22 protein-coding genes and 1 tRNA gene are annotated in these 25,925 nt (G+C 66.8%); 17 read left to right on the plus strand and 6 right to left on the minus strand.

Annotated elements, in window-relative coordinates:
* Nucleotides 1-125 precede the first annotated feature (125 nt).
* From B9N75_RS00270 to B9N75_RS00285, 4 genes are all read left to right on the plus strand, one after another.
* Entirely contained in the window at nt 126-332 is a 207-nt protein-coding gene (locus B9N75_RS00270; protein ID WP_085216983.1) for a hypothetical protein, read from the plus strand.
* Nucleotides 332-649, plus strand: coding sequence for a cell division protein ZapA (locus B9N75_RS00275; protein ID WP_085216984.1), 318 nt, complete (start codon nt 332-334; stop codon nt 647-649). The genes B9N75_RS00270 and B9N75_RS00275 overlap by 1 nt, the downstream gene beginning before the upstream one ends.
* A gap of 154 nt (nt 650-803) precedes the next feature.
* Nucleotides 804-1,382 (plus strand): 5-formyltetrahydrofolate cyclo-ligase, encoded by a 579-nt coding sequence (locus tag B9N75_RS00280; RefSeq protein WP_085216985.1) that lies wholly within the window; start codon nt 804-806, stop codon nt 1,380-1,382.
* Nucleotides 1,379-1,597, plus strand: coding sequence for a DUF2842 domain-containing protein (locus tag B9N75_RS00285; RefSeq protein WP_244552371.1), 219 nt, complete (start codon nt 1,379-1,381; stop codon nt 1,595-1,597). The genes B9N75_RS00280 and B9N75_RS00285 overlap by 4 nt, the downstream gene beginning before the upstream one ends.
* Here the strand turns inward: B9N75_RS00285 and B9N75_RS00290 are convergent.
* Genes B9N75_RS00290 through B9N75_RS00300 form a run of 3 tightly spaced genes read right to left on the minus strand, consistent with a single transcriptional unit; the run spans nt 1,594 to nt 4,513 of the window.
* A complete protein-coding gene (locus B9N75_RS00290) occupies nt 1,594-2,040 on the minus strand; it encodes a YybH family protein (protein ID WP_197685138.1) in 447 nt (148 codons plus the stop codon). The genes B9N75_RS00285 and B9N75_RS00290 overlap by 4 nt on opposite strands.
* A 5-nt stretch (nt 2,041-2,045) precedes the next feature.
* Nucleotides 2,046-3,254, minus strand: coding sequence for a M24 family metallopeptidase (locus B9N75_RS00295; RefSeq protein WP_085216988.1), 1,209 nt, complete (start codon nt 3,252-3,254; stop codon nt 2,046-2,048).
* Nucleotides 3,251-4,513, minus strand: coding sequence for an NAD(P)/FAD-dependent oxidoreductase (locus B9N75_RS00300; protein ID WP_157123617.1), 1,263 nt, complete (start codon nt 4,511-4,513; stop codon nt 3,251-3,253). Before B9N75_RS00300 ends, B9N75_RS00295 begins: the two co-directional genes overlap by 4 nt.
* A 48-nt stretch (nt 4,514-4,561) precedes the next feature.
* Here B9N75_RS00300 and B9N75_RS00305 point away from each other — a divergent pair, with 48 nt between their 5' ends.
* The 5 genes from B9N75_RS00305 (at nt 4,562) to B9N75_RS00325 (ending at nt 10,082) form a co-directional block, all read left to right on the plus strand.
* A complete protein-coding gene (locus tag B9N75_RS00305) occupies nt 4,562-5,482 on the plus strand; it encodes a dihydrodipicolinate synthase family protein (protein WP_085216989.1) in 921 nt (306 codons plus the stop codon).
* A 5-nt stretch (nt 5,483-5,487) separates the two neighbouring features.
* On the plus strand, nt 5,488-6,486 hold the full coding sequence (locus tag B9N75_RS00310) for a 4-hydroxyproline epimerase (RefSeq protein ID WP_085216990.1): 999 nt from the start codon (nt 5,488-5,490) through the stop codon (nt 6,484-6,486).
* Between the two features lie 7 nt (nt 6,487-6,493).
* Nucleotides 6,494-7,933, plus strand: coding sequence for an aldehyde dehydrogenase family protein (locus B9N75_RS00315; protein WP_085216991.1), 1,440 nt, complete (start codon nt 6,494-6,496; stop codon nt 7,931-7,933).
* A 7-nt stretch (nt 7,934-7,940) separates the two neighbouring features.
* Complete coding sequence (locus tag B9N75_RS00320; protein ID WP_085216992.1) at nt 7,941-8,585, plus strand: GntR family transcriptional regulator; 645 nt, start codon at nt 7,941-7,943, stop codon at nt 8,583-8,585.
* Between the two features lie 72 nt (nt 8,586-8,657).
* Nucleotides 8,658-10,082 (plus strand): amino acid permease, encoded by a 1,425-nt coding sequence (locus B9N75_RS00325; protein ID WP_244552460.1) that lies wholly within the window; start codon nt 8,658-8,660, stop codon nt 10,080-10,082.
* Nucleotides 10,083-10,104: 22 nt separating this feature from the next.
* On the opposite strand, the gene B9N75_RS00330 is transcribed toward B9N75_RS00325, so the two are convergent.
* The 3 genes from B9N75_RS00330 to B9N75_RS00340 all read right to left on the minus strand — a co-directional run bounded on the left by B9N75_RS00330 (nt 10,105) and on the right by B9N75_RS00340 (nt 13,372).
* The gene (locus B9N75_RS00330) at nt 10,105-11,880 is read right to left on the minus strand and encodes a DUF885 domain-containing protein (protein ID WP_085216994.1); all 1,776 of its coding nucleotides are present in this window, start codon (nt 11,878-11,880) and stop codon (nt 10,105-10,107) included.
* 97 nt (nt 11,881-11,977) lie between these two features.
* Nucleotides 11,978-12,054: transfer RNA gene (locus B9N75_RS00335), tRNA-Asp, on the minus strand.
* Between the two features lie 82 nt (nt 12,055-12,136).
* Nucleotides 12,137-13,372, minus strand: coding sequence for an AI-2E family transporter (locus B9N75_RS00340; RefSeq protein WP_085216995.1), 1,236 nt, complete (start codon nt 13,370-13,372; stop codon nt 12,137-12,139).
* Nucleotides 13,373-13,551: 179 nt separating this feature from the next.
* Between B9N75_RS00340 and B9N75_RS00345 the strand changes: the two genes are divergently transcribed.
* The 8 genes from B9N75_RS00345 (at nt 13,552) to B9N75_RS00380 (ending at nt 25,909) form a co-directional block, all read left to right on the plus strand.
* On the plus strand, nt 13,552-15,168 hold the full coding sequence (locus tag B9N75_RS00345) for an FAD-dependent oxidoreductase (RefSeq protein ID WP_085216996.1): 1,617 nt from the start codon (nt 13,552-13,554) through the stop codon (nt 15,166-15,168).
* Between the two features lie 281 nt (nt 15,169-15,449).
* Nucleotides 15,450-15,917 carry an Hsp20 family protein gene (locus B9N75_RS00350; RefSeq protein WP_085216997.1) on the plus strand — a complete coding sequence of 156 codons (468 nt, stop codon included), beginning with the start codon at nt 15,450-15,452 and terminating at the stop codon, nt 15,915-15,917.
* 84 nt (nt 15,918-16,001) lie between these two features.
* Complete coding sequence (locus B9N75_RS00355) at nt 16,002-16,610, plus strand: TetR/AcrR family transcriptional regulator (protein ID WP_085216998.1); 609 nt, start codon at nt 16,002-16,004, stop codon at nt 16,608-16,610.
* Nucleotides 16,611-16,819: 209 nt separating this feature from the next.
* Nucleotides 16,820-17,311, plus strand: coding sequence for a hypothetical protein (locus B9N75_RS00360; RefSeq protein ID WP_244552372.1), 492 nt, complete (start codon nt 16,820-16,822; stop codon nt 17,309-17,311).
* Complete coding sequence (locus tag B9N75_RS00365) at nt 17,308-18,549, plus strand: efflux RND transporter periplasmic adaptor subunit (RefSeq protein ID WP_085217000.1); 1,242 nt, start codon at nt 17,308-17,310, stop codon at nt 18,547-18,549. The genes B9N75_RS00360 and B9N75_RS00365 overlap by 4 nt, the downstream gene beginning before the upstream one ends.
* 48 nt (nt 18,550-18,597) lie before the next feature.
* Nucleotides 18,598-21,768: an efflux RND transporter permease subunit gene (locus tag B9N75_RS00370; RefSeq protein ID WP_085217001.1), complete on the plus strand. Its 3,171-nt coding sequence runs from the start codon at nt 18,598-18,600 to the stop codon at nt 21,766-21,768.
* 12 nt (nt 21,769-21,780) lie between these two features.
* Nucleotides 21,781-23,178, plus strand: coding sequence for an efflux transporter outer membrane subunit (locus B9N75_RS00375; RefSeq protein ID WP_085217002.1), 1,398 nt, complete (start codon nt 21,781-21,783; stop codon nt 23,176-23,178).
* 316 nt (nt 23,179-23,494) lie between these two features.
* Nucleotides 23,495-25,909 carry a TonB-dependent receptor gene (locus B9N75_RS00380; protein ID WP_085217003.1) on the plus strand — a complete coding sequence of 805 codons (2,415 nt, stop codon included), beginning with the start codon at nt 23,495-23,497 and terminating at the stop codon, nt 25,907-25,909.
* Nucleotides 25,910-25,925 lie beyond the last annotated feature (16 nt).

Here is a 25,925-nt window from a genome sequence, read left to right on the forward strand (position 1 = left end):
GGACTCGCGGCCCGGCCTGCCCGGCTCCTTTAAGCGCGGAGCCGCGCCCGTCAACCGCCCCGCCCCGGCGCCGAGCCGCGCGCTGGACGCTTGCCGCCTGAACGCGGCAGGCTTATTCGTCGGGCATGGCAGACCAACGCGCCCAGGCGGCGATTCAGAGGATCGAGCGGGCCCTCGCCCGGATCGAGGCGGCGGCATCCGCGCCGCGCCCGCAACCGCAGCGCGACGACGGCGAACTCATCGAACTCCGCGCGACGCATCAGGCGCTCCGCAACAAGGTGGAGAGCGCGATCACCCAGATCGACCGGCTGCTCGAAGTGGAGGCGCGCTGATGGCGACCGTGGACCTCATGGTCGGCGACCGGAGCTATCCGGTGGCCTGCCGCGACGGCGAGGAGGAGCATCTCAAGACGCTCGCCCGCACAGTCGATGCCAAGGCGAAGGAAGCCGCTGCTGCGGTCGGCAACATGGGCGAGGCGCGGCACCTGCTGTTCGCATCGCTGCTGATGGCGGACGAGCTGGTCGAAATCCGCGCCGGGCGCGCGCCCGCGCCTGCTGCCGATCCGGCGATGGCCGAGGCGCTGGAGCAGCTTGCCGCGCGTTTCGAGTCGCTGGCCGACAGGCTTGAGAAGGACGCCGCGACTTCCTAGATAGGGCGATGACGGGTTCTGCCCGGTACGAGCTCTTGCGAACATCCCTGAGGCGATAAGACATCCTCGGGGGCTGTCCCTGCCCGGACCCTGGTCCGACGCAAATGGTCCCCACCTGACGTTGAGGCGTCAGAGGATATTCCGGCAAACGGCCATGGCGGTCCCGTCACCCCCCTCCAAGCCCAACAGGCGGCAAGCGGCGCGCGATGCGCGGCGTGCCTTTGCGCGTGCGCTGGACGCCGACGCGCGTAATGCGCAGGAGGCGGCGCTGGCCGCGATCGCCCTGCCCCATCTTGGCTCCGCGCGCGCGGTCGCCGGCTATCATCCGATGAGGGACGAAATCAGCCCGCTCGCGATCCTCGACGCGCTGACCCCCGGCCAGGCCGCGGCGCTGCCGTGGTTCGCTGACCGCGATTCGCGGATGATGTTCCGCGCGGCGCCGGCGACCGAACCCGGGCCGTGGGGCGTGCTCCAGCCACCCGGCGATGCCGAAGCGCTCGCGCCCGACATCGTGCTGGTGCCGCTGGTGCTAGCGGATCGGCACGGCACCCGCATCGGCTTGGGCAAGGGCCATTACGACCGCGCGCTCGCGCATCTCCGCGCCGCGAGCGACGTGAAAGCCATAGGCGTGGCCTGGGACATGCAGATCAGCGAAGACGCCCTGCCCGCCGATCCGTGGGACGCCCCGCTCGATGCGATCGTCACCCCTTCGCGCTGGATCGACTGCCGGTGAGGCGCGAACCGACATGGCGCCAGCCGGTGGGCATGGCGATGATCCTGCTGCTGATCGCGGGCTGGGCGGTAATCGCGGTCACGATCGGCGAGATGATCGAGACGGCGCCGTGGCCGCTGCTCGCGCTCTATTACACCGTCGCGGGCATCATCTGGATCTTCCCGCTGAAGCCGCTGCTCCGCTGGATGGAGACGGGCCACTGGCGCCGCCCCTAGGGCGTTTCGGTCGCCGAGACATGATTGAGCGCGATCACCCACTTGCCCTCGCGCTTGCGCATCAGCCGGGTGTTGATCCCGTCCTGCGTGTTCTTCGGGCGGCTGAGCCGATAGCGGCTGATGAGCTGCGCGGCATCGGGCCCCAGCATCTCGATGCGGATATCGTAGAAGCGCAGATTGCCGCGCAGATTCTCTGAGCCGCCATAATCGCGGATGTAATGATCCAGCGTCCCCTGCCAGCCGTCCTGCAACTTACCGCGCGATACGAAGATCACGTCGGGGTTGGCGAAGCCTGCCATATAGCCGCGGAAATCTCCCCGGTTCCACGCCGCCTGCATCCGCGCGATCACGTCGCGGATCGCGGCTTTTTCCTGCTCGGCCGACGGCGCGGCGGTGACGGGCGAAGCTAAGGAAAGCGCGAGCGCGGCGAGCATCCACGGCATGATCTTCATCTGGCTTCTCCGAACGGCGCGTCGAGCGAGGGCGAGGGCTCCGTGAACCAGACGGCGCCGTCTTCGGTCACATGAAAATGATCTTCCAAGCGGACGCCGAAGCGATCAGGGACTACGATCATCGGCTCGTTGGAGAAGCACATGCCGGGGACGAGCGGGGTCAGGTCTCCGCGCACCAGGTAGGGGCCTTCGTGGATCGAAAGGCCGATGCCGTGACCGGTGCGATGCGGCAGGCCGGGCAGCCGGTAGTCCGGCCCAAGCCCCGCCTTTTCCAGTACCGCGCGGGCGGCATCGTCGACGGCGGCGCAGGGCACGCCAGGTCGGACGGCATCGAAAGCGGCCTGCTGCGCCTCGCGCTCGACCTCCCAGATGCGGCACTGCTCGGCATCCGCATCGCCAAACACATAAGTGCGGGTGATGTCGCTGTTATAGCCTTCGACGGTGCAGCCGGTATCGATCAGCACCATGTCGCCCTCGGCGAGCACCGATTCGCCGGGAAGCCCGTGCGGGAAGGCGGTCGAGCGGCCGAACTGGACGATGCAGAAGCTGCTCCCCGCGGCGCCCAAGCCACGATGCGCCTCGTCGATGAAGCGGCGCACCTCCGCGGCGGTGATGCCGGGCGCGAGGATGCGCGCGGCGCGGCGCTGCACCTCCAGCGTCATAGCTTTCGCCTGGCCGAGCAGCGCCAGTTCGACAGCGGATTTGATCGAGCGGCAACCGGTCACGATCTGCGATCCGTCGATCAGCGCGACCGATGGCGCGGCGCTGCGGATGCGATCGACCATCACGAACGCCATATCGGGATCGACCGCCAGTCGCGCCGCGCCCGCATCCTTCAAGGCACCGGATACGAGCGCCGACGGGCTCTCGTCTTCTTCCCACAGCCGGATGTCGGCATCGATCGCGAGATCCGCTTCCAGCGTGCCGAGCTCGAACCGCGGGCAGATGACGACCGGGCTGCCCTTGACGGGCAGCAGCATCGCGACCAGCCGCTCGGTCGCACCCCACGGCACGCCGGCGAAATAGCGGAGGCTGGCGCCCGCACCGATCAGCAGCGCATCGGCGCCCGCCGCGGCGGTCAGCGAACGCGCGCGTTCGATCCGCGCGAGCCTCTCCTCGCGCATGATGGGCGGCGCGCGGTCCTGCCAGGGAGTGAGCGCGGCGAGCTCCGCCGCAGCCGTCGATCCGCCGATACCGATTGTCATGCGTGTCCCTCGAAGCGTGCGATGTCGAATGGCGAAAGGTCTAGCGCGGGTGCATCGCCGGTGACGAGCGCCGCGATCGCCTCGCCGGTCGCAGGCGCGAGCGTGAGGCCGAGATGCTGGTGCCCAAAGGCATAAAAGAGGTTGGGCACACGGCGGCTGCGGCCGATCGCCGGAAGATAGTCAGGCAAGGTCGGCCGCGCGCCCATCCAGCGCGCACGAGGCCTATCGAACGGCAGGCCGAGCGCATCGATATGCGCCTCCAGCCGATCCCACTTGCGCGGATCGGGCGGGCTCGCGGATCGCGCGAACTCGACGAAGCCGGCAGCACGGATGCCGGAGCGGAAGCGGGTGACGATCATCGACCGGTCCTCGAACACGACCGGCGGAAAGTCCGCAGGCCAATCACTGGCCGCGGACTGGATATGATAGCCACGCTCGGCGATCAGCGGCGCCTTGTGGCCGAGCGGCGCGAGAAGATCGCGCGAGGCGACGCCGGCCGCGAGGACGAGGCAATCGGCGGACAAGATGCTGCCGTCGTCGAGAACCACGGAGGCTTGGTCGGACGCGATGCGGCGCACTGCCGCTGTATGCCTCTCGCCGCCCAGTGCTGCGAAGGCCGCATCGAGCGCCTCCGCAAGCAGATCGGGATCGGCAATACGTGCCGTCCCCTCGAAACGGGCCGCACCAGCCGGATCGCGCCCGAGCAGCGCCGCCAGCCCGGCGCGCTCGTCCGCCGTCAGATCGCGGATGTGCGTCGTGCCCTTGTCCGCCGCTTCCCATGCCGCACGGCCGTCGCGGGCCGTCGCGGGGCTTTCCCAGACGACGTAATGGCCGTCCGCGACGACGAGATCGCCCGCGCTTGCCGTATCGGCAAGCCGTTGCCAGGCGGGAAGTGCCTCGACCAGCAAGGCGCCGAGCGCCCGCTTGCCGCGCGCGAACCGATCGGGTGCGGCGGCGCGGACCAGCTTCAGCGTGAAAGGCAGCCAAGTGTCGATATCGCGCAACGGCAGCGCCACCGGGCCCGCCGGAAACAGCCGTTTCGGGAGGCTGCGCACCACTGCCATCGAGGCCAGCGGCTCGACCTGTTCCACCGCGATATGGCCCGCATTCCCCCACGACGCCGCCCGGCACGGAAATTGGGGATCGACAATCGTGACGCGAAGGCCCTTGATCGCCAAATGCAGCGCGGAGCTTAACCCGATGATCCCCCCGCCGATGACGATCGCCGTTTCGGCAGGTCCCGATTTCCCGATTGGCATACTCGATAATATACCGTATACGATACCGAGGCTCAATGGAGGATCTTGGTGAAATACACGCGACCGATTTGGCACGGTGTCTATCCCGCGGCCACCACGCAATTTGCCGACGATCTATCCCTCGATCTTCCCGCCACCGTGAAGGTGCAGCAGGCGCTAGTCGATAACGGGGTAGACGGGCTCGTCCTGCTCGGCACGGTGGGGGAGAACAATTCGCTGCTCCCCGACGAAAAGCGCGCCGTGCTCGAAGGGGCGGTCGGCAAGCTCAAGGGGCGCGTGCCGCTGATTACGGGCGTCTCGGAACTCTCGACCGACCGTGCCGTCGCCTTCGCGCGCGATGCCGAAGCCGCGGGGGTCGATGGGCTGATGGTCCTCCCCGCGATGGTCTATGTCCCCACCGAGGACGAGCTCTACGCCCATCTCAAGACGGTCGCAGAGGCGACCGCGCTGCCGGTGATGCTCTACAACAACCCGCCCGCCTATCGCGTCTCAATCGGGCTCGACGTGCTCGAACGGCTGGCCGAAATCCCCAACGTCGTCGCGATCAAGGAAAGCGCGCCGGATTCGCGGCGCGTGACCGACGTCATCAACCGCTGCGGCGACCGCCTGCTCGTCCTGGCGGGCCTGGACGATGTGGCACTCGAAGGGCTGCTGCTCGGCGCTGTCGGCTGGGTCTCTGGGCTGACCAGCGCTTTCCCGCAGGAATCCGTCGCGCTGATCGCGGCGGTCGAGCGCGGCGATCTCGACGAAGCGCGCGCGATCTACCGCTGGTTCATGCCGCTGCTCCATCTCGACGCAGACCATGATCTCGTCCAGTCGATCAAGCTCGCCGAGCAGGTGATGGGCCGCGGATCGGAGCGCGTGCGCATGCCCCGCATGCCGCTCGCCGGCGCGCGCCGCGCGGAGGTAATCGCAATGGTCGAGAAAGCCGCAGCGACGCGGCCGACGCTCACCAGGGCGGCCGCCTGACGCCGATGCGCCACACCTTCTTCTGCATCGACGGCCATACCGCTGGAAACCCAGTCCGGCTGGTGGCCGGCGGCGCGCCGCCGCTGCGCGGCGCGTCGATGGCGGAGCGGAGGCTGGATTTCCTCGAACGGTTCGACTGGATCCGCACCGGCCTCTGCTTCGAGCCGCGCGGCCACGCGATGATGTCGGGCGGGTTCCTCTATCCGCCGACGCGCGACGACAGCGATTGCGGCATCCTCTTCATCGAGACAAGCGGATCGCTGCCGATGTGCGGCCACGGCACGATCGGCATGGTGACCTTCGGGCTGGAGAACGGCCTCATCACCCCGCGTGAGGCAGGGGGGCTGCGGATCGAAGTCCCCGCCGGCATCATCGATATCGCCTATCGCACGGATGGCGATCGCGTCCGCTCCGTGCGCATCCACAACGTGCCCGCCTATCTCGCCAGGCAGGCACTGGAGATCGACGTGCCAGGCTTCGGTCCGCTGACCGTCGATGTCGCTTATGGCGGCAATTATTACGCGATCGTCGAGCCGCAGGGCGCCTATACGGGCCTCGACGATCTCGGCGCCGAGCGCCTGGTGGCGCTGAGCCGCATCGTACGCGAGCAGGTGCGCGCCGCTTACGAGCCCGTCCATCCGCTCGATGCATCGATCCGCGGCGTCAGCCATGTGCTGTGGGCGGACGCGCCGAAAGGTGACGGCGCCGACGGCCGCAACGCCGTCTTCTACGGCGACAGCGCGATCGACCGCAGCCCGTGCGGCACCGGCACTTCGGCGCGGCTGGCGCAGCTTGCCGGTACGGGTCGCCTGTCGGTGGGCGACGCTTTCGTTCACGAAAGCTATATCGGCAGCCGCTTCACCGGCCGGGTCGAAGCCGAGGCGCGCGTCGGCGAGCTGCCGGCCATCGTCCCGTCGATCGAGGGATCGGCGATCGCTACCGGCTACAACACCATCTGGATCGACCGCGAAGACCCGTTCTGGGCGGGCTTCTCAGTCTCATGAGAGAGCAATGATCGAAACCATCACACTCGCCCATCATATCGCCGGAAACCGCCGCGAAGGCGCTGCCGCCTTCGCGCAGGACAATCCCGCGCGTGCGGACGACCTTCACGTCGAGGGGCCGGAGGCGGATGCGGCGCTGGTGGCCGAGGTGGTGGACGCGGCGCGACAGGCGGTCGAGGCGCTCGCCGCAGCGGGCATCGAAGCGCGTGCCGACGCGCTGGCGCGGATCGGGCGGACGCTCGGCGCCGAGGCCGACCGCATTGCGCTGCTCATCGCGCGCGAGACCGGCAAGACGCTGGGCGATTCCAAGGGCGAGGTGATGCGCGCCGCGCGGCTGTTCGACTTCTTCGCCGGCGAGACCCTGCGCAACGCGGGCGAGCGTTTCGCTTCCACCCGCCCCGGTGCGATCGTCGAGGTCGATCACGTCCCCGTCGGCGTCGTCGCCGCGATCACGCCGTGGAATTTCCCGATCGCCATCCCCGCCTGGAAGATCGCCCCCGCGCTCGCCTACGGCAATGCGGTGCTTTGGAAGCCGTCGGAGATTGCCTCCGCCACCGCCGACGCGCTGATGGCGGTCATCGCGGGCGCCGGGCTTCCGGACGGCAGCGTCAACATGCTGCTCGGCATGGGCGATGCCGGCAGGGCGATCGTCGAGGCGGACGGCGTCGATGCGGTGAGCTTCACTGGATCGGTCGCCACCGGCGCGCGGGTGCGCGCCGCGGCCGCCGAGCGCGGCGCACGCGTCCAGCTCGAGATGGGCGGCGTCAACGGCCTGATCGTGATGGCCGACGCGGACCTCGACAATGCCGTAGACTGCGCGGTCAACGGCGCCTTCTTCGCGGCCGGCCAGCGCTGCACCGCGACCTCCCGGATGATCGTCGGGGATGCGATCGCCGACCGCTTCATCGACGCCGTGCGGGAGCGCGTGGCGGCGCTCAAGATCGGCGACCCCACCGACGCCGCAACTCAGGTCGGTCCGCTGGCCGCGCCCCACCAGAAGGAGACGATCGCTCGGCAGGTGGCTGCGGTCGAGGCCTCGGGCGCCAAGCCGGTATTCGGCGGAAGCGGGGCGGCGATGGAGCAGTGCTTCTACGCCCCCACCCTCTTCGACTGCGCCGCGCCGGAAGGAACGCTGGGGCAGGAGGAAATTTTCGGCCCGGTCGCCGGCGTGTTCCGCGTCTCGGGGTTCGACGAGGCGATGACGGTGCTCAACGGCAACCGCTTCGGCCTGTCGGCGGGCATCTGCACGCGATCCTTGCTCCACGCCGAAGAGTTCAAGCGGCGCGCGCGGGCGGGGATGAAGATGGTCAATCTGCCCACGGCCGGCGTCGATTATCACGCGCCGTTCGGCGGTGTCGCGGACTCCAGCTACGGCCCGCGCGAGCAAGGCCGTGCCGCGCGCGCCTTCTACACGAACATGACGACAAGCTATGTGAAGGCGCTATGAGCGGACGATGAGCATCGTCGTCCGCAACCTTTCCGAACAGCTTACGGAACTGGTCCGCGACCGCATTCTCGCGGGATCGGTCCCCCAGGATCTGCCAATCCGGCAGGACGCGCTCGCCGCCGAGCTTGGCGTCAGTAAAATTCCGCTGCGCGAGGCGCTTACCCGGCTGGAGCAGGAGGGACTGCTGCGATCGCAGGCCAACCGCGGCTATTTCGTCCGCCAGCTCAGCGCCGCCGAGGCGGAGGAGGTGTTCGCGCTGAGGTTGAAGCTGGAGCCCGACGCGACCGCCGCCGCCGCGAGCCAGGCGAGCGACGAGGAGCGTCGCCGCGCCGAGGCCGCACTCGTCGAACTCGAGCGGGTGACCGCACAGCACGACCTCAGCGTCGGCGCCGCCAACCGCGCCTTCCATCTCGCGCTCGTCCGCCCCGCCGCGCAGCCGGTGACCGCGACCATCATCGAGCGGATGCACATCCTTTCCGAACGCTATGTCCGCGTGCATCTCGAGCCGCTCGGCCGCAACGAGCGCGCCAACGAGGAGCATCGCCACATCATCGACGCCTGGCTGAGCCGCGACGGCGATCACGTCGCGCGGCTGCTGCGCATGCACATCGATCAGACGCTGGAGGATCTGCGCCGGCAGCTACCGGCCTGACGGGACAACAAGAGCCGGCGGACGCCGGCCGGACAGAGGGGGATGCTGGTGGCGCATAATGCCTGGGCGCGCGTGCGGGGGCCGCGCAAGCCGCTCGATTCCGCGGATCATGTCGGCGCGGAACAAACACTGCGTAAGACGCTGAGCTGGCCGCACCTCGTCGCACTCGGCGTCGGCGCAATCGTCGGCACCGGCATCTACACGCTGACCGGCGTCGGCGCCGACCGCGCCGGGCCGGCGGTGATCCTAGCCTTCGCCATCGCCGGCGCGGTCTGTGCCTGCGCCGCGCTCGCCTATGCCGAGCTGGCGACGATGATTCCGACCTCGGGCAGCGCCTACACCTACACCTATACGGTGCTCGGCGAGACGATCGGCTGGGTCGTCGGCTGGAGCCTCATCCTCGAATATTCGGTGGCATGCAGCGCGGTCGCGGTGGGCTGGTCCGCCTATCTCGTCGGCTGGCTGCAATCGGCAGGAATCGTGCTGCCGCCTGAGCTGCTGGTCGGCCCGCATGCGGGCGGCATCGTCAATCTCCCCGCGGTGCTCGTCGCGCTGGCGATCGCGGGTATGCTGATGGCCGGCACACGTGAGAGCGCGACGTTCAACATCATCCTCGTTTTCATCAAGCTCGCCGCGCTCGCCGTGTTCGTGGCGTTGACCCTTCCCACCTTCAATGCCGACAATCTCTCGCCCTTCATGCCCTACGGCTTCGGCAGCACGGTGCAGGGCGGCGAAACGCGCGGCGTGATGGCGGCGGCGGCGATCGTGTTCTTCGCCTTCTACGGCTTCGACGCGGTCGCGACCTCGGCCGAGGAAGCGAAGAATCCGGGCCGCGATCTCAAGATCGGCATCATCGGATCGATGCTGACCGCGACGTCCATCTACATGCTGGTCGCGGTCGGTGCGGTCGGCGCGGTCAGCTACACGTTGCTCGCCGGATCGGCCGAGCCGCTGGCTTTCGTGCTGCGCTCGCTCGACCATCCGTTTGCGGCGACCGCGGTGGCGATGGCGGCAATCATCGCGCTGCCCTCGGTCATCCTGGTGATGATGTATGGCCAGAGCCGCATTTTCTTTGTGATGGCACGCGATGGGCTGCTGCCGCGCTGGGCGAGCAAGGTCTCGCCGCGCACCGGATCGCCGGTGCTCATCACCGGCGTCACCGGGCTCTTCGTCGCCGCCTTCGCGGGCTTCTTCACGATCGGCGATCTGGCGGAGCTCGCTAATGCGGGGACGCTGCTCGCCTTCATCGCGGTCGGCGCGTGCCTGATGATCCTGCGCCGCACCCGGCCCGATCTGCCGCGTGTGTTTCGCTGCCCGCAGCCTTATGTGGTCGGCACGCTCGCCATCCTCGGCTGCGCCTATCTGATGCTGAGCCTGCCCGAGCTGACGCTGATGCGCTTCGTGATCTGGAACCTGATCGGGCTTGCCGTCTACCTGCTCTATGGTCGTGCGCGCAGCATCCTCACCCGCGACATGCTGGCGGAAGAACGATCGTAAGGACTGTTCCCCGGCATCGGATCTACGGCGCCGTTGCAGGCCTCGGCGGGTTTTCGCCGCCGTCGGCGATGAATTGCTTCATCCGCGCTTCCAGTACCGGCAGCGGCACCGATCCCAGCGCCAGGATAGCATCGTGGAACTTGCGCTGGTCGAACTTCGGCCCTAGCGCTTCCTCGGCTTCGTTGCGGTGGCGGCGGATCTGGAGCTCGCCCAGCTTGTAGGCGACGGCCTGGCCCGGCCAGGCGATATAGCGATCGACCTCGGTCGTAATCTCGTGGTCCGAGAGCGCGACATTCTCTTTCATATAGGCGATCGCACGATCACGGCTCCAGCCATATTCATGGATACCGGTATCGACGACGAGGCGGACGGCGCGCCACATCTCGTAGGTCAGCCGCCCGAAATTCTGGTAAGGCGTCTCATAGATGCCCATTACCGTGCCGAGCCACTCGGTGTAGAGGCCCCACCCCTCGCCATAGCCCGAGAAATAGATGTTGTCGCGGAACGCCGGGCGATCCGGCCCCTCCAGCGCGAGCGCGGCCTGGAAGCTGTGCCCCGGCGTGCATTCGTGCAGCGCGAGCGACGGCAGCGTATAGAGCGGGCGCGCCGGCAAATTGTAGGTGTTGAACAGGCAGCTTTCGAGCCCGCCGCGCCCGCCGGTGTAGATCGGCGCGAGTGCGGGCGGCACCGGCAGGATGCCGTGGCGGTAGCGCGGCAGGAAGCCGATCGTGTCCTTGAGCTTCAGGTCCGCCTTCTTCACCCAATAGGACGCGTCGGCGAGCAGCTCGTGCGGTGTCTTGGCGTAGAATTGCGGATCGGTGCGCAGGAAGGTCATGAATTCGGCGAGCGATCCTTCGAACTTCGCTTCCTGTTTCGTCGCTTCCATCTCGGCGCGGATGCGCGCAACTTCTGAGAGGCCGATCTTGTGGATCTGCGCGGGCGTGAGCTTGAGCGTCGTGAACTTCTCGATCATCGCCTGATAATAGGCCTTGCCGTCGGGCAGCGTGGACGCGCCGATATTGGTTCGCGCCTTGGGCAGATATTCGTCGCGGATGAAGGCGAGAAGCTTGGTGTAGGCGGGCACCGCCTGACCGTCGATCACCTGCCGCGCCTCGGCGCGCAGCCGCGCCTTCTCGGCCTCCGGCATCGATGCCAGCATGTCCTTGAACGGCGTGTAGAGCGGGTTTTCCTCGCCGGTCTGGAGATAGGGCTCGATCGTCTTGTCGCGCCCCGTCACCGACACCTGGGGCACGGTGAAGCCGCGCGCGAGCCCGGCGCGCATGTTGACCGTTTCCTCATCGAAATAGCGCGGCACGTCGCGCAGGCGGCCGAGATAGCGGCGGTAGGATGCGGCATCCTTGAATCCTTGGCGGGGCGTGAAGCTGGTCCAGAAAAAGGTGTCCGAATTGAACGGCGCTTCGTAATTTTTGTAGCGGATGTCGTTGATGTCGGCTTCGACCATCGTCTCGAACACTGCGGCGTTGACCTGCTCCTCGGCGGAAAGATCGGATTTCGGGATCGCGCGGACATCGGCCAACGCCTTCGTCCAGTAAGCAAGCCGCCGCTGCTGCGAAGCAGCATCGACGCGCGGCATGCGGTCGGACGCGATGTCGCGGCCTTCCTCATCCTCCTCGCGCGCCATCTCCTTCAGCCGCCAGTCCCACTCGGCATCGTAGATCGCTTTGAGGCGGGTGTCGGCCTTGCCGGGCGCTGGCTGCGCCTGAGCGACAGGCTGTGCAGCGGCCATCGCCGGCGCGATCAGGATCGTCGCGGCGGCGAGGAGAAGGATCGTGCGCATAGCATCTCCGGTCGGTTCGCGCGCAGCGTATACGAAATACGTTGCCGCGGCCAACGGGTGCCCGTGACGCGCAAGACAGAAAACTCGAATGAGAAAATGGCGCGAGTGACGGGGCTCGAACCCGCGACCTCCGGCGTGACAGGCCGGCGCTCTAACCAACTGAGCTACACCCGCGTAGGGTGAGCGGCGGACTAGTGGAGCCGCCAAATGCTGTCAACAAGCCCGGGCGGCTTTTTATCGGGGCGGCCGAGCCTCGCTAATCATCGTCGTCGTGATGGTGGCCGGTGAGCGTCCCCTCCTCGAATAGGAACCCCGCGATATCCGGCCGCCCGGCGGCGTTGAGCACCGTCTTGAAGATGATGAGCAGCGGCACCGCGAGAAGCGCGCCGGTCGTCCCCCACACCCATGTCCAGAAGCTGAGTGCCACCAGGATGAGCAGCGGATTGATCGTCAGCCGCCGCCCGACGAGCGCCGGCGTCAAGATGTTCGCCTCGATCATGTGGACGCCGACGAACGCGACGACCGGCAGCAGCGCATACCAGGGATCGGAGAACACCATCAGCCCGCCGAGCGCGAGCAGCGCCGAGGACGCGATCGGCCCGAGATAGGGGATATAGTTCAGCACAGCGACGATGCCGCCCCACATCAGCGGCGTCGGCATCCCAATCGCCCAGAGCAGCAGCGCCATCAGCAGCCCGACCGACATATTCACCAGCGTGATCGTGCCGAGATAGGTGGAGGTCGAATCGACCACCTGCTGGATGACGCGCGCCGTCGTCATCGCACCGTCGAAGCTGGCGCGTGTCGTGATCGTGGCTTTGCGCATCCGCGTCCAGCCGGCGAGGAAGAAGAAGATGACGAGCAGGGCGAAGAAGGCGTGGATCAGCGCGTACGGCGCCGAGGTCGCGATGAGATCGAGCATCGAGTTGGGCGTCTCCACTGCCACTTTCTGAACCTCGCCGCCGCCCTTGCCGAATTGGAGCACGACATCGTCGATGAACTTCTCCAGGCTGGCATAGACGTCGAGGATCGGCGCCAGCGTATCGCGGACGCGACCGATCCGCTCGGGCAGCATCTGCACCCAGGCGGTCGCCGGCACCACGATCGCCGCCACGGCGGCATTGGCGATGCCCAGGAAAAGCAGCACGCAACTGAAGGCGGCGAGACCCGAGGGTACGCGGCGCCGCTCGAACCATTCGAGCAGCGGCACCAAAGCGATCGCGATCACCAGCGCCGCGGTCACCGGCAGGAAAAATTCGGCGCCGGCCCGCAGCGCGAAGGGTAGTGCCACCGCGAGCCCGACGCCCGCGATCAGGGTTAAGGCAGCGAGCAGCCGATCGCGCCGGTAGGCGGCGGTCTGCGTATCGTCATGCTCTTCATGGTGATGGGCGTGAACAACTGGCGCATCCGCATCCGGCGCCGGCACCTGTGCGGAGGCCTGGCCCGTCGGCGGCGCGTCTGCCTCCCCCGTTCCACCGACCCCAGCCGTCATCCTGCACGCCCCCCAATCGCCATGACCGATCATCCCTCGCCGCGCGCCCGCGCGCAAGCCGCTTCCTGCAGGCCTGTCGCGCGCGGATACCGATCGCGCATGCGGGCTCGTTGAACATCGGCGCGTCGTGCTAAGCTGGCGGCCCGCGCGACATCGGCGGGCAGCTTCCGGGAGAGCTTATGGAGACGATCGGCCGGGACCTTCGCGAAATGCAGCGCGTACCACTCGCACCATCGCATGTGGAAGCCATCCGCGCCGTCGGCAGCGCTGCCTTCTTTCCCGCCGGCACGATGCTGGTCCAGCCGGGAGAGCCAGCCGACCGGTTCGTCTATGTCGAGGAAGGCGAGATTGAGGTCGTAAACGCCTATACCGGCGAACGGCTCGTGCCCTCGACGCTCGGCCCGACGCAATTCATGGCGGAGATCGGGCTGCTCGGCGGAGGCAGCTGGACGATGCCGATGCGCGCCGCGCAGGATACGCGCGTCATCGAGGTTCCGCGCGACACCATATTGAAGCTGATGTCCGAGATCCCGGAGATGTCGGACATCATCATCACGGTGCTAGCCGCGCGCCGCCGCCGCCAGCTCGACGCACGGGACGCATCGCTGGTTCTTGTGGGCGAAGATCAGGATCGCGCGATCCGGCGCATTGCCGATTTCGCCAGCCGCAATCACCTGCCCTACCAGTCGCACGATCTGGGAAGCCCGGAGGCACGCGCGGTCGCGGCGAGCTGCGCGATGGCACCCGACCGCCCCCTGGTCGTCTTCGGCCGCAACCAGGTGATCGACGATCCGAGCCCGGACCGGCTCGCGCAGCTCTTTGGCCTCAGCCGTCAGTTCGAGGACGAGGAATGTTTCGACCTTCTCGTCGTCGGCGGCGGTCCTGCGGGCGTCGCCGCCGGAGTCTATGCCGGGGCGGAGGGACTGTCAGCATTGGTCGTCGAGGATACCGCGATCGGGGGCCAGGCGGGAACATCGAGCCGTATCGAAAATTATATGGGCTTTCCGACCGGCATCTCGGGCGCCGACCTCGTCTGGCGCGGGGAGGTGCAGGCAATGAAGTTCGGCACCCGGTTCGCCATGCCCCGCCGCGTCGTCGACCTCGCGGAGCTTGATGACGGCAGTTTCTGCGCCACCTTTGACAACGGCCAGCGGGTCCGCGCCCGCGCCGTAGTCGTTGCGACAGGCGTGCAATATCGCCGCTTGCCGATCGATCGTCTGGGTGAGTTCGAAGGTGCCGGCGTCTATTATGCCGCGACTGAAAACGAAGCGCGCTATTGCCGAGATGCGGAAGCGATTGTCATCGGCGGGGGCAATTCGGCGGGCCAGGTGGCAATGTATCTCTCGCGCTCGGCACGGCACGTGCGCCTTGTCGTGCGTGGTGACAGCCTCGCCCAGTCGATGTCGAGCTATCTCACCAACCGCTTGGAGGCGGACCCTGCAATCACGATCGAATATGGTGCCGAGATCGTGGCAGTCGACGGTGGTGACGGGCTCGAGCAAGTGACGCTGCGCAACGCCCGAACCGGAGAAGCGCGCCCGATATCGACCTGCGCAATGTTCGTGATGGTCGGAGCCGCGCCCAATACCGGCTGGCTTTCTGGGCTTGTCGCCCTTGATGGCAAGGGCTTCGTGCTGACCGGGGACCAAGCTGGCGCGGACTCACCCTACGCCACATCGCGGGCGGGCATCTTCGCCGTCGGTGACGTGCGAGCGGCCTCCGTAAAACGGGTGGCGTCCGCGGTCGGCGAAGGCTCGGTCGTCATTTCGCGCGTTTGGGCGTACATAAACGCTTAAGTGTGAATCTCGGCCGGCCCGGAGGCGCGCCTAGACACAAAACGGTAGACATTTATGCCGCAAGAGGCAGCTTGCACGAATTCATGCGCAGTAACTGGGCGCCTGGTGAGAACGCCGCCGACACGCCACGACTTCCCCGCCAATCATCCTCTTGAACACCGCGAAGGCGTTACCAATTTTCCGGTCGTCGGCTGCCTTCCGGGGCCCGGCTGGGACAAGAGGGCGCCGGCTCTCATCCGGCGCGTCTCACGCCCAAATTGCTTCAACAGGAGAATTTGGAAATGAGAAACGACTTCGACCTGACCGCCTATCGCCGCTCCACGATCGGCTTCGACCGGCTCTTCGACATGCTCGAGGGCCGGATGCGGGCCGAGGCGGGCGACAATTACCCGCCATTCGATCTCGAGAAGCTCAGCGACGATCGCTATCGCATCACCCTCGCGGTCGCCGGCTTCGGCCCGGATGACATCGAGATCGTCGCGAAACAGGGCGAACTCGTGGTCACCGGGCGCAGGACCGAGGACCGTGACGACGGCGACTATTTGCACCGCGGGATCGCGGCGCGGCCGTTCGAGCGACGCTTCGAGCTAGCCGATTTCGTCGAGGTCCGCTCTGCGGAGTTCGCGAATGGCCTCCTCACCATCTCGCTGGAACGGGAAATTCCCGAGGCAATGAAGCCTCGCAAGATCCCGATCACCGGCACCAATCCGCCGCTGAGCGCCGTCGAGACCGAGCGCGAAGCCGCCTGACGACTGACCGGTCCGGGCGCGTCCCCGCGCCCGGACCTTCGTACCCTTGCACGGCCCGCCAAGCGAATTTATATACCGATCATTATGGAAAATGCGCTCAAAGTTCAGAAGGGCCGCCCTCGGGAATTTTGCGTGGATCAGGCGCTTGCCGCTGCGCTCGGCGTCTTCTGGTCAAAGGGCTATGAAGGCGCTTCGATGACCGATCTTACCGAGGCGATGGGCATCACCAAGCCGAGCCTCTATGCTGCTTTCGGCAACAAGGAGGCGCTGTTCCACAAGGCGCTGGACCTCTACGAGGCCGAAAAGCTCGAATATACGCGCGAGGCGCTGAAGCAGCCGACCGCCCGTGCCGTCGCCGAACATTTCATGCGGGGCGCGATCGATGCGCAGACCAGCGCATGCGACCCCAAGGGTTGTCTCGGCGTCATCAGTGCAACGGCCTGCGGCGCCGAAGCCGAATCGATCAAAGCCGATGTGATCCAGCGGCGCGCGTCCTCACAGGCCGCGCTTGTAGGGAGGTTCGAACAGGCCAAGCGCGACGGCGATCTCCCCGACCATGTCGATGTCGCCGGCCTCACAGCTTATCTCTATGCAATCCTCCAAGGCATGGCGGTACAGGCCGGATCGGGCGCGTCGCGCGCCGATCTGGAGCGCGTGGTGGAGACCAGCCTCCTCATGTGGCCGGGCCGATAAAATATTTTTACCGACCGGTATAAAAGACATTGACGACCGCTGAACCGCTTTCTATACCAATTGGTATGGAAAGGCTGCGAAGGGCGGCGTGCCGGGAGGTACCGGAAAATGACAGAGCGAACAGTCCATCGATGTAGCGGGACCGCGGCGGTTTAGCGGGCGGACAAGACTAACCCATCCAGCGCGAGCCTTACCCTGTCCCGCCACCGATGCGGGCGACGGCAGCTCGCGCTTTAGACAAACTGCATGCGCCGCTGCCGCAGCTCGAAGCTGCGGTGAGGCAGACGTGCGCCTTCAGGGAAACTTCCATGGCATATGTCGATTTCGCCCAAACCCCTGCCCTTGCTGCCCTGGGTGGCGTCGTTCAGCCTGCGGCCGCGCTGCCCGCTGCCCGGCTGACGGCGCTCGAATGGTCGGTGGTGGCGCTTGCTCGTTTCGATCGCCTATCATCGCTCGCGACGCCGGGTCGGCTGGCGGTGGCGCTCGGCAAGGTCTTCCGTGCCGGGCTTCACAACCTGCAGCTGGCCGACCCCCGCCTGGAAGCGCTTCGCCGGATCGCCGTTCTCTATTGGCATCATGGAAGCACCCTTCCGGCCGCCGAGCGTGAGGCCTTCCACGAAGTCGGCTTCACGCCAGGCCAGTTCGATCGGATGGCGGCCAGCATCGATGCGGCGCGAGCGCAGGAAAAGGCCGCGGCATGAACATGATCAGCAAGGTGCAAGCCGACGGCAGCGTCACGGATACGGTCCTGGGGAGACGTTGGCGCTGGGCCGGCCTCATCACGCTCGGCGTTGTCATAGCCGCCGCGGCTTGGGCGCTTCTGCATCGGGAAGCGCCCGCCGTCGCCGCAGCGCCGCCCCCCGTGGTCGAAGTGGTTAGCCCGCTCGTCCGCGCGGTGATCGAATGGGACGATTATGTCGGTCGGTTTGAGGCATCCCAGTCAGTCGAGGTGCGCCCGCGGGTGTCCGGAGCGGTCACCGCCGTGCACTTCACGGACGGAGCGATGGTCGGGAAGGGCCAGCTCCTCTTCACGATCGATCCCCGCCCCTATGCCGCGGCTCTCGCCGAGGCGCGTGCCAGCGTAGCGAGCGCGGCCAGCGACCTCGCGCTTGCCACGGCCAACCTCGACCGCGCCAACCGGCTGGTGACCGACGATGCAGTGTCGACCAGCGATCTCGACCAGCTCCGCGCGCGCGTCCGGGCTGCGACGGCGGCGCTCGCGGCCAGCCGCGCGCGCGTCGAGGCCCGCGCGCTCGATCTTGAATTCACCCGCGTGCGGGCGCCGATCGCGGGCCGCATCTCGGACCGGCGCATTGATGCCGGAAATCTCGTGTCGGCGGGCGACACCGGCGGAACGCTGCTGACGACGATCAACGCGCTTGATCCGATCCACTTCACCTTCGACGCGTCCGAAGCGCTGTTTCTCAAATCGAAGCGGTCGGGATCGGACGGCGCAAGCGTCGAGGTCAAGCTGCAAGACGAGACCGATTATGCTCGCACCGGCCGTCTCGACTTCACCGACAACGGTCTCAACCCACGCTCGGGGACAGTGCGCGCGCGCGCTGTCCTGTCGAACGCAGATCTGTTCCTGACTCCCGGCATGTTCGGCAACATGCGGCTCGCCAACGGCGCAACCGCACAGGCATTGCTGGTGCCCGACACCGCAATCCAGACCGATCAGGCGCGGAAGATCGTGCTGACAGTCGGCCGCGACGGAATTGTCTCAGCAAGGCCGGTCACGCTGGGCCCGGTCGTCGAGGGCTTGCGGATCGTGCGCACCGGCCTTTCGCTCGCGGATCGCGTCATCGTCAACGGCACCCAACTCGCCAGCCCAGGCAGCAAGGTTGCGGTGCGCGCCGGGCGGATCGCCACGGTCCGCGCCGGGACCACGCCGCCGCCAACGCCGCCCGCCGACGAAGCGAGTTTCGCCACCCGCTAGGCCGCTTTTCCCGCGCCTTCTCTCGATCCTCCACACGGGGAGCCTCCCATGCGCCTTTCGCGCTTCTTCATCACCCGCCCGATCTTCGCCGCCGTCATTGCGATCGTCATCACGATCGTCGGCGCGCTCGCCTATCTCGGGCTGCCGGTCTCCCAATATCCCAACATCGTGCCGCCGACGGTGACAGTCGCGGCGACCTATCCCGGCGCCTCGGCCGAGACGGTCGCGGAAACGGTCGCCGCGCCGATCGAGCAGGAGATCAACGGCGTCGACGGGATGCTGTACCAATCGTCGCAATCGACCGGCGACGGGCGGGTGACGATCACGGTTACCTTCAGGTCGGGCACGGATCTCGACGCCGCGCAGGTGCTCGTTCAGAACCGCGTCGCGATCGCGACGCCGCGCCTGCCCCAGGAAGTCCAGCGCCTCGGCATCGTCACCAAGAAGACGACGCCGGACTTCCTGATGGTCGTCAACCTCGTCTCGCCCGACCGCTCGCACGATACCCAATATCTGTCCAACTACGCGCTAACGCAGGTGAAAGACCGGCTGGCGCGGATCGAAGGCGTCGGCGATGTCCAGCTTTTCGGCGCGCGCGATTATGCGATGCGGGTATGGATCGATCCGGGCCGCGCCGGGGCGCTGGGCCTCACCGCGGGCGACATCGTCCAGGCTCTGCGCGCACAGAACGTCCAGGTTGCGGCCGGTACGCTCGGCCAGCCGCCCTACAATCAGAGCAATGCCTTCCAGCTCAATGTGGAGACGCAGGGCCGGCTGACCGAACCCGAGCAGTTCGCCAATGTCGTCATCCGCTCGGATCCCGACGGACGCCAAGTGCGCGTCTCCGATGTTGCACGGGTCGAGCTCGGCGCGGCCGATTATGCGACCAACACCTATCTCTCGGGCGAGCCGACCGTCCTGCTCGGCGTGTTCCAGCGCCCAGGTTCTAACGCGCTCGCGGCCGCCGAGGCGATCACCGCCGAGATGGAATCGCTCGAGAAGGGCTTCCCGCCGGGCCTTGCCTACAAGGTCATCTACAATCCGACCGAGTTCATCGCCCAGTCGATCGACGCGGTCATGACGACGCTCTTGGAGGCGGTGGTCCTCGTCGTCCTCGTCATTGTCGTCTTCCTCCAGCGTTGGCGCGCCGCGATTATTCCCGTCGTCGCGATACCAGTGTCGCTGATCGGCACTTTCGCGGTCCTGCTCGTTGCCGGCTATTCGCTCAACAATCTGTCGCTCTTCGGTCTGGTGCTGGCCATCGGCATCGTCGTCGACGATGCCATCGTGGTGGTCGAGAATGTCGAACGCAACCTCGCGCGCGGCATGTCGCCGCTGCAGGCGGCGTTCACCTCGATGGAGGAGGTTTCGGCGGCGTTGGTCGCCATCGTCGCGGTCCTCTGCGCGGTGTTCATCCCGACCCTGTTCATGACCGGCCTATCCGGCGCCTTCTACCAGCAGTTCGCGGCGACAATCTCGACCGCGACCATCATCTCGCTAATCGTGTCGCTGACGCTGTCCCCCGCCCTCGCGGCCCTCTTGCTCAAAGATCATGCCGAGGACGCGCCGGCGCACTCCCGGTTCATGCGCAGCGTCCGCCGCGCGGGTGACGCCTTCAACCGCGGATTCGATGCGATGAGCGCGCGCTACGGCGCTATGACCCGCGTGCTGGTCACGCGTCCGAGGCGCGTGATGATCGCCTATGCCGGCTTCATCGCCGCCACCGGCGCGATGCTTTGGACGACCCCGACCGGTTTCATCCCCCAGCAGGACCAGGGCTATTTCCTGACCGTCATCCAGCTTCCGTCGGGATCTTCGGTCGAACGGACGGATGCCGTGATGCGCAAGGTCGCGGGCCGCATCCTGCCGCTCGAGGGCGTCAAGGGTGCGGTGATGCTCGCCGGGTTCGACGGGCCGTCGCAGACGCTCGCGCCCAATGCGGCGGCGGCCTACATCCCGCTCGAAGCGTTCAAGGACCGGCCGGGCCTGCACGTCGACCAGATCATGGCGGAGGCGCAGAAGGCGACCGCGGACATCACCGAGGCGCGGCTGATGATCGTGCCGCCCCCCGTCATTCAGGGCATCGGCGCCGCCGGCGGCTTCCGGATGATGGTGCAGGACCGGGGCGGCCACGGCTACCAGGCGCTCGGCAATGAAGCCAACGCGCTGATCGCCAAGGCCAATCAGGCCGAGGGACTGGCCGGCGCCTACACCTTCTTCGACACGTCGACGCCGCGGATCTTCGTCGACATCGACCGGCGCAAGTCCGACATGCTGGGCGTGCCGCCCGAACGCGTCTTCGAGGCGCTCCACGTCTACCTCGGCTCGGTCTTCGTCAACGATTTCAACCTGCTCGGCCGCACCTACCGCGTCACCGCGCAGGCCGACGCGCCGTTCCGCCAGACCCCGGCGGATATCGCAAGCCTCAAGACGCGGTCCGATGCCGGCGGCATGGTCCCGATCGGATCGGTCGCGACCTTCGAGGACAAGACGGGCCCCTATCGTGTGGTGCGCTACAACATGTTCCCGGCGGTCGAAGTTGACGGCAACACCGCGCCCGGTTTCTCGTCGGGCCAATCGCTGGTGACGATGGAAAGGCTCGCCGCCGAGACGCTGCCCAACGGCTATGGCACCGAATGGACCGACATCGCCTTCCAGCAGCAACTGGCGGGCAACACGGCAGCGCTGGTGTTCGCGCTCGCGGTCTTGTTCGTCTTCCTCGTACTGGCGGCACAATATGAAAGCCTGGTCCTCCCGCTCTCGATCATCATGATCGTGCCGATGTGCCTGCTCGCCGCGATGATCGGCGTGAATCTGCGCGGCATGGACAACAATGTGCTGACGCAGATCGGGCTGGTCGTCTTGATCGCGCTCGCCGCCAAGAATGCGATCCTGGTGGTCGAGTTCGCGCGGCAGGCCGAAGCGGAGGACGGGCTGTCGCCGGTGGAGGCGGCGATCCGCGCGGCGGGCGATCGCCTCCGCCCGATCCTGATGACGAGCTTCGCCTTCATCCTCGGCGCCGTCCCGCTGATGATCGCCAGCGGCGCCGGCGCGGAACTCCGCCAGGCGCTGGGCACCGCGGTCGTCTTCGGCATGTTCGGCGTCACCGGCTTCGGCCTCGTATTCACACCCACTTTCTATGTCGTCTGCCGCGCGCTCGGCGACCGATTGCGGCGCCGCCGCGCCGCACCGCCGGCGCTGCTGCAGCCCGCCGAATAAGGAGATGTCTCCATGATCCGCACTCTATTGTCCTCCACCGCAGCGCTCGCGCTCGCGGCGTGTGCGACCGGCCCCGATTATGCGCCTCCGGCCGTCCCGACGGGCGCCGCCGGCCCGTTTGTGTCGGCCAGCGCCGCCGTCAGCCCATCCCCGACCGCCAACGACCGCTGGTGGCAGCTTTATCGTGATCCGGTGCTCGACGGACTGATCGCCGACGCGCTTGCCGCCAATACCGACATCCGCGTCGCCGCCGCGCGCCTGATGAAGGCACGCGCAAGCCTGCGCGAAGTAAAGGGCGACCGGCTGCCGCAGGTCACCGCCGGAGCCAGCGCGACATATGGCCGCGCATCGGCGATCCAGCGCCCGGCGGGCGCCGCGCGTGAGGACTGGACCGTCGATGCCGGGCTCGACGTCGCCTACGAAGTCGATCTGTTCGGCCGGGTCAGCCGCGGCGTGGAAGCCGCCCGCGGCGATGTCGCCGCAGCCGAGGCGGATGCGGATGCCGTGCGCGTTGCGATCGTCGCGGACACGACGCGCGCCTATGCCGATGCCGCGTCGGCCGCCGAGAGGCTCGCCGTCGCCGAGCGGATCGTCGCGCTTCTCGATCGATCGCTGAAGGTGACGCAGCGCCGCGCCGAGGTCGGCATGACGACCGGCCTCGACACGGCGCGCGTTGCAGCGCTGCGCAATCAGCGCCAGGCGGAGGTGCCCGCCATCGCCGCCGAGCGGCAGGCTGCGCTCTTTCGGCTTGCGACGCTGACCGGACGGACCCCGGCGGGGCTGCCGCCGGTCGCCGCCGCGCGCCAAGAGACGCTTCGCCTCGACGACCCGATCCCCGTCGGAGACGGCGCTGCCCTCCTCGCGCGCCGGCCGGACGTTCGCGCCGCCGAGCGCCGTCTCGCTGCGGCGACCGCCCGGATCGGGGTCGCTACCGCCGACCTCTATCCGCGGATCACCCTCGGCGGATCGGTCGGGTCGACCAGCTCTGGGCTCGGCAACCTGTTCGGCGCCGGGCCGCTGAACTGGCTGCTGGGCCCGTTGATCAGCTGGGCCGTCAATCCCACCCAGGCACGCGCAAGGATTGCTGGCGCCGAGGCGGATGCGCAAGAAGCGCTCGCCGCCTTCGACGGCATCGTGTTGACGGCGCTAGAGGAAACCGAGACCGGACTGTCGAACTACGCGAAAGCGATCGAGCGGTGGCAGGCGTTGCTGGCGGCGCGCGACGAGGCAGCGATAGCCGCCCGGATCACGCGCGCGCAGCGACGCGAAGGCCAGATCGACAGCCTCGCCCAAATTGATGCGGAACGGACCTTCGCGGACGCAGAAGCCGCACTTGCCCTCGCAGACGCCCAAATCAGCCGTTCTCAGATTGATCTGTTGAAGGCGCTGGGCGGGAGATGGACCGCCTGAGTCGGCAGCAGGCGGGCAATGTAAAACAATCGCAATTGGCGCCGAAGCATCAAACGATGGCCCCGACCGCGTGGTGACGGCACCGGCCGTTTAGCCAAGGCGGAACTTTATCGCGAGATGGCTCGGCGAATAACGCATCCGATGGAGCTCCACAGAACGCGTGAGCAAGCGCCTTTCCAGTTTTTAAATATAGATAACAAAGGCTTGTCACTTCGCGTCAAGGCCACTTGCTTCAAGCTTAAATCAACCATAAAGTATGAAAAAGAATATGAATGATTGAATGAGAAAATAACATTCTGAGAGGAAGGGATTCGAGATGGGGCATCGCGCAACCGGACTTCTAACCGCGACATCGCTGATCGCATGCGTGGCCGCCGCCGCGCCTGCGCTCGCTCAGGAGGCCGCGCCAGCGCCCGCCCCGGACGCCGCGCCGCCGCGGCCGACAGCGTCGAACGCGGGGCTAAGCGGCGATATCGTCGTCACCGCCCGCAAGCGCGGCGAGGAGATGTTGCAGGACATTCCAGCGTCGATCAGCGCCATCGGCGGCGAGGAGCTGGCGCGACGCGGTGTCTCGGGCTTCGAAGATTTCGCCTATCAAGTCCCTGGCCTTACTTTCACCAATCAGGGACCGGGTCTCAAGCGCTACACCTTGCGCGGCATCCAGTCGGCCGGGCAGGAACAGGTCGCGGTCTATTATGACGAGGTGCCCATTCCCGGCATCCAGAGCTCGACCGGAGACAGCGGCTCGCAGATCGGCGACCTCCAGCTTTACGACATGTCGCGCGTCGAGGTTTTGAAGGGGCCGCAGAGCACCACGTTTGGCGCCAATTCGCAGACGGGCGCGATCCGTTTCATCACCAACAAGCCGAACCTGTCCACCGTCGAAGGATCGGTGAAGGTCGAAGCCAATATCGTGTCCGGCGGCAACGAGGGCGGCGACATCTATGGCATGATCAACATGCCGATCGTGCAGGACACCTTGGGCCTGCGCGTCGTCGGCTATTATGATCGCACCGCCGGCTATGTCGACAACGTCCGGCTGGGCAACAAGAACATCAATTCGGACAACACGGCCGGCTTCCGCGCGATCCTGCGGCTGGAGCCATCGCCCGACTGGTCGATCGACGCCATGGCCTGGTATCAGCGGCGCGACACGAATGGCGCCAGCGAATACAGCCCGTACGACAGCTTCCGCGAGCGCGGCGACAGCAGCGATCCGGGCTGGAACGACCGGGTGCCGCGCTTCGCTTATTTCGAAACGGGGAAATTCAATTCCGGCAGCTACGTCAAATCGCCGCGTCCGGACCGGCAGGAGCTCTACTCGCTGACCGCCAATGGCGATCTGGGCTTCGCGGCGCTGACCGTCACGGGGTCGGTCTACAAGCGCAATCTGCAATTCTATCGCGACAATTTCGTCTGGTCCCTTGGCGTTGGCCCAGCAGGCGAAATCTGCCCCAGCGGCAATCCCTGCGTCCGGCCCGATCTCGTGCCACAGCTCACCGATCAGACGCAGGATCTGAACCAGAAGACCTTCGAGGCGCGCCTCAACTCGACCGGCAGCGGGCCGTTCCAGTGGGTCACCGGCGTATTCTACCGCGATCGCGATTCCGATTTTCGCAGCTTCTCGCCGTTGGTCGACGAGAATGGCGATGTGATCGTCGCGAGCACGCCGCCCACCGGCTTCTCCACCGCTCCCGGCGCCGGCATCGAGGGATGCAACCCGTGTGCCTTCGCCCGCATCAACACGCGCCGGATCAAGGAAAAGGCGATCTTCGGCGAAGGCACGTTCGACATTACCGACAGCCTGGAGGTGATGGCCGGCCTGCGCTGGTTCGAAGCGAAGCAGCGCGACAATGGCGCCACCTTGTTCCAGTTCCCGACCTTCGGGAGCACATTGCCCGCTCCCTACAATCGCCGGGTGGACGAAAACCGCTTCATTCCGAAGGGCCAGATATCGTTCAAGCCCACCCAGGACCTCACCTTCTACGCGCTCGCGGCAAAGGGGTATCGCCTCGGCGGCACCAACCAGTCCGCCGCAGTGGCGGTGCCGGATGGTTACGAATCGGATTCTCTGTGGAATTACGAGCTCGGCATGAAATCGACCTGGTTCGATCGCCGCCTGATCTTCAATGCGGCAATCTACCAGATCGACTGGGACAATATCCAGGTCACCGGCCGCGATCCGACCAATTCGTTCGGCTTCATCGGCAATGCCGGCGCTGCCCGCATCCAGGGCATGGAAGTGGAAGTGCAGGCGCGCCCGGCCGACGGGCTCGACATTTCGGCGGGCTTCAACTGGCTGCCGAAGCGCGAGCTGACCGAGGACCAGGTCAGCGCCGACATCGCGGCCCCCGGCAGGAAGGGCGACAAGATACCTCGCATCCCGGCCTTCACCGCCAACTTCTCAGCGCAGTACAGCGCCGAACTCGTCGAAGGATGGAACGGGTTCATCCGCGGCGATTACAGCTTCAAGGGCAAGTCCGGTACGGAGCTGCGTCCCGTCGTTCCTGCGGGCGCGCTCAACCTTTATCGCACGCAGCGCAGCTTCAGCCTCGTCAATGCCCGGATCGGCGCGAACAATGACGATAATGGCCTGGGCGTGGCGCTGTTCATGGACAATATCTTCGACGTGCAGGGCGACGTGTTCCTGGCGGCGGCAGCCAATGTGCCGACCACGAAGATCACCAACCGCCCCCGGACGGTCGGGATCGAACTGACCAAGCGCTTCTGAGTTGACATGGAGGGGG

This window comes from Allosphingosinicella indica (genome assembly GCF_900177405.1).
GTDB classification, from domain to species: Bacteria; Pseudomonadota; Alphaproteobacteria; order Sphingomonadales; family Sphingomonadaceae; genus Allosphingosinicella; species Allosphingosinicella indica.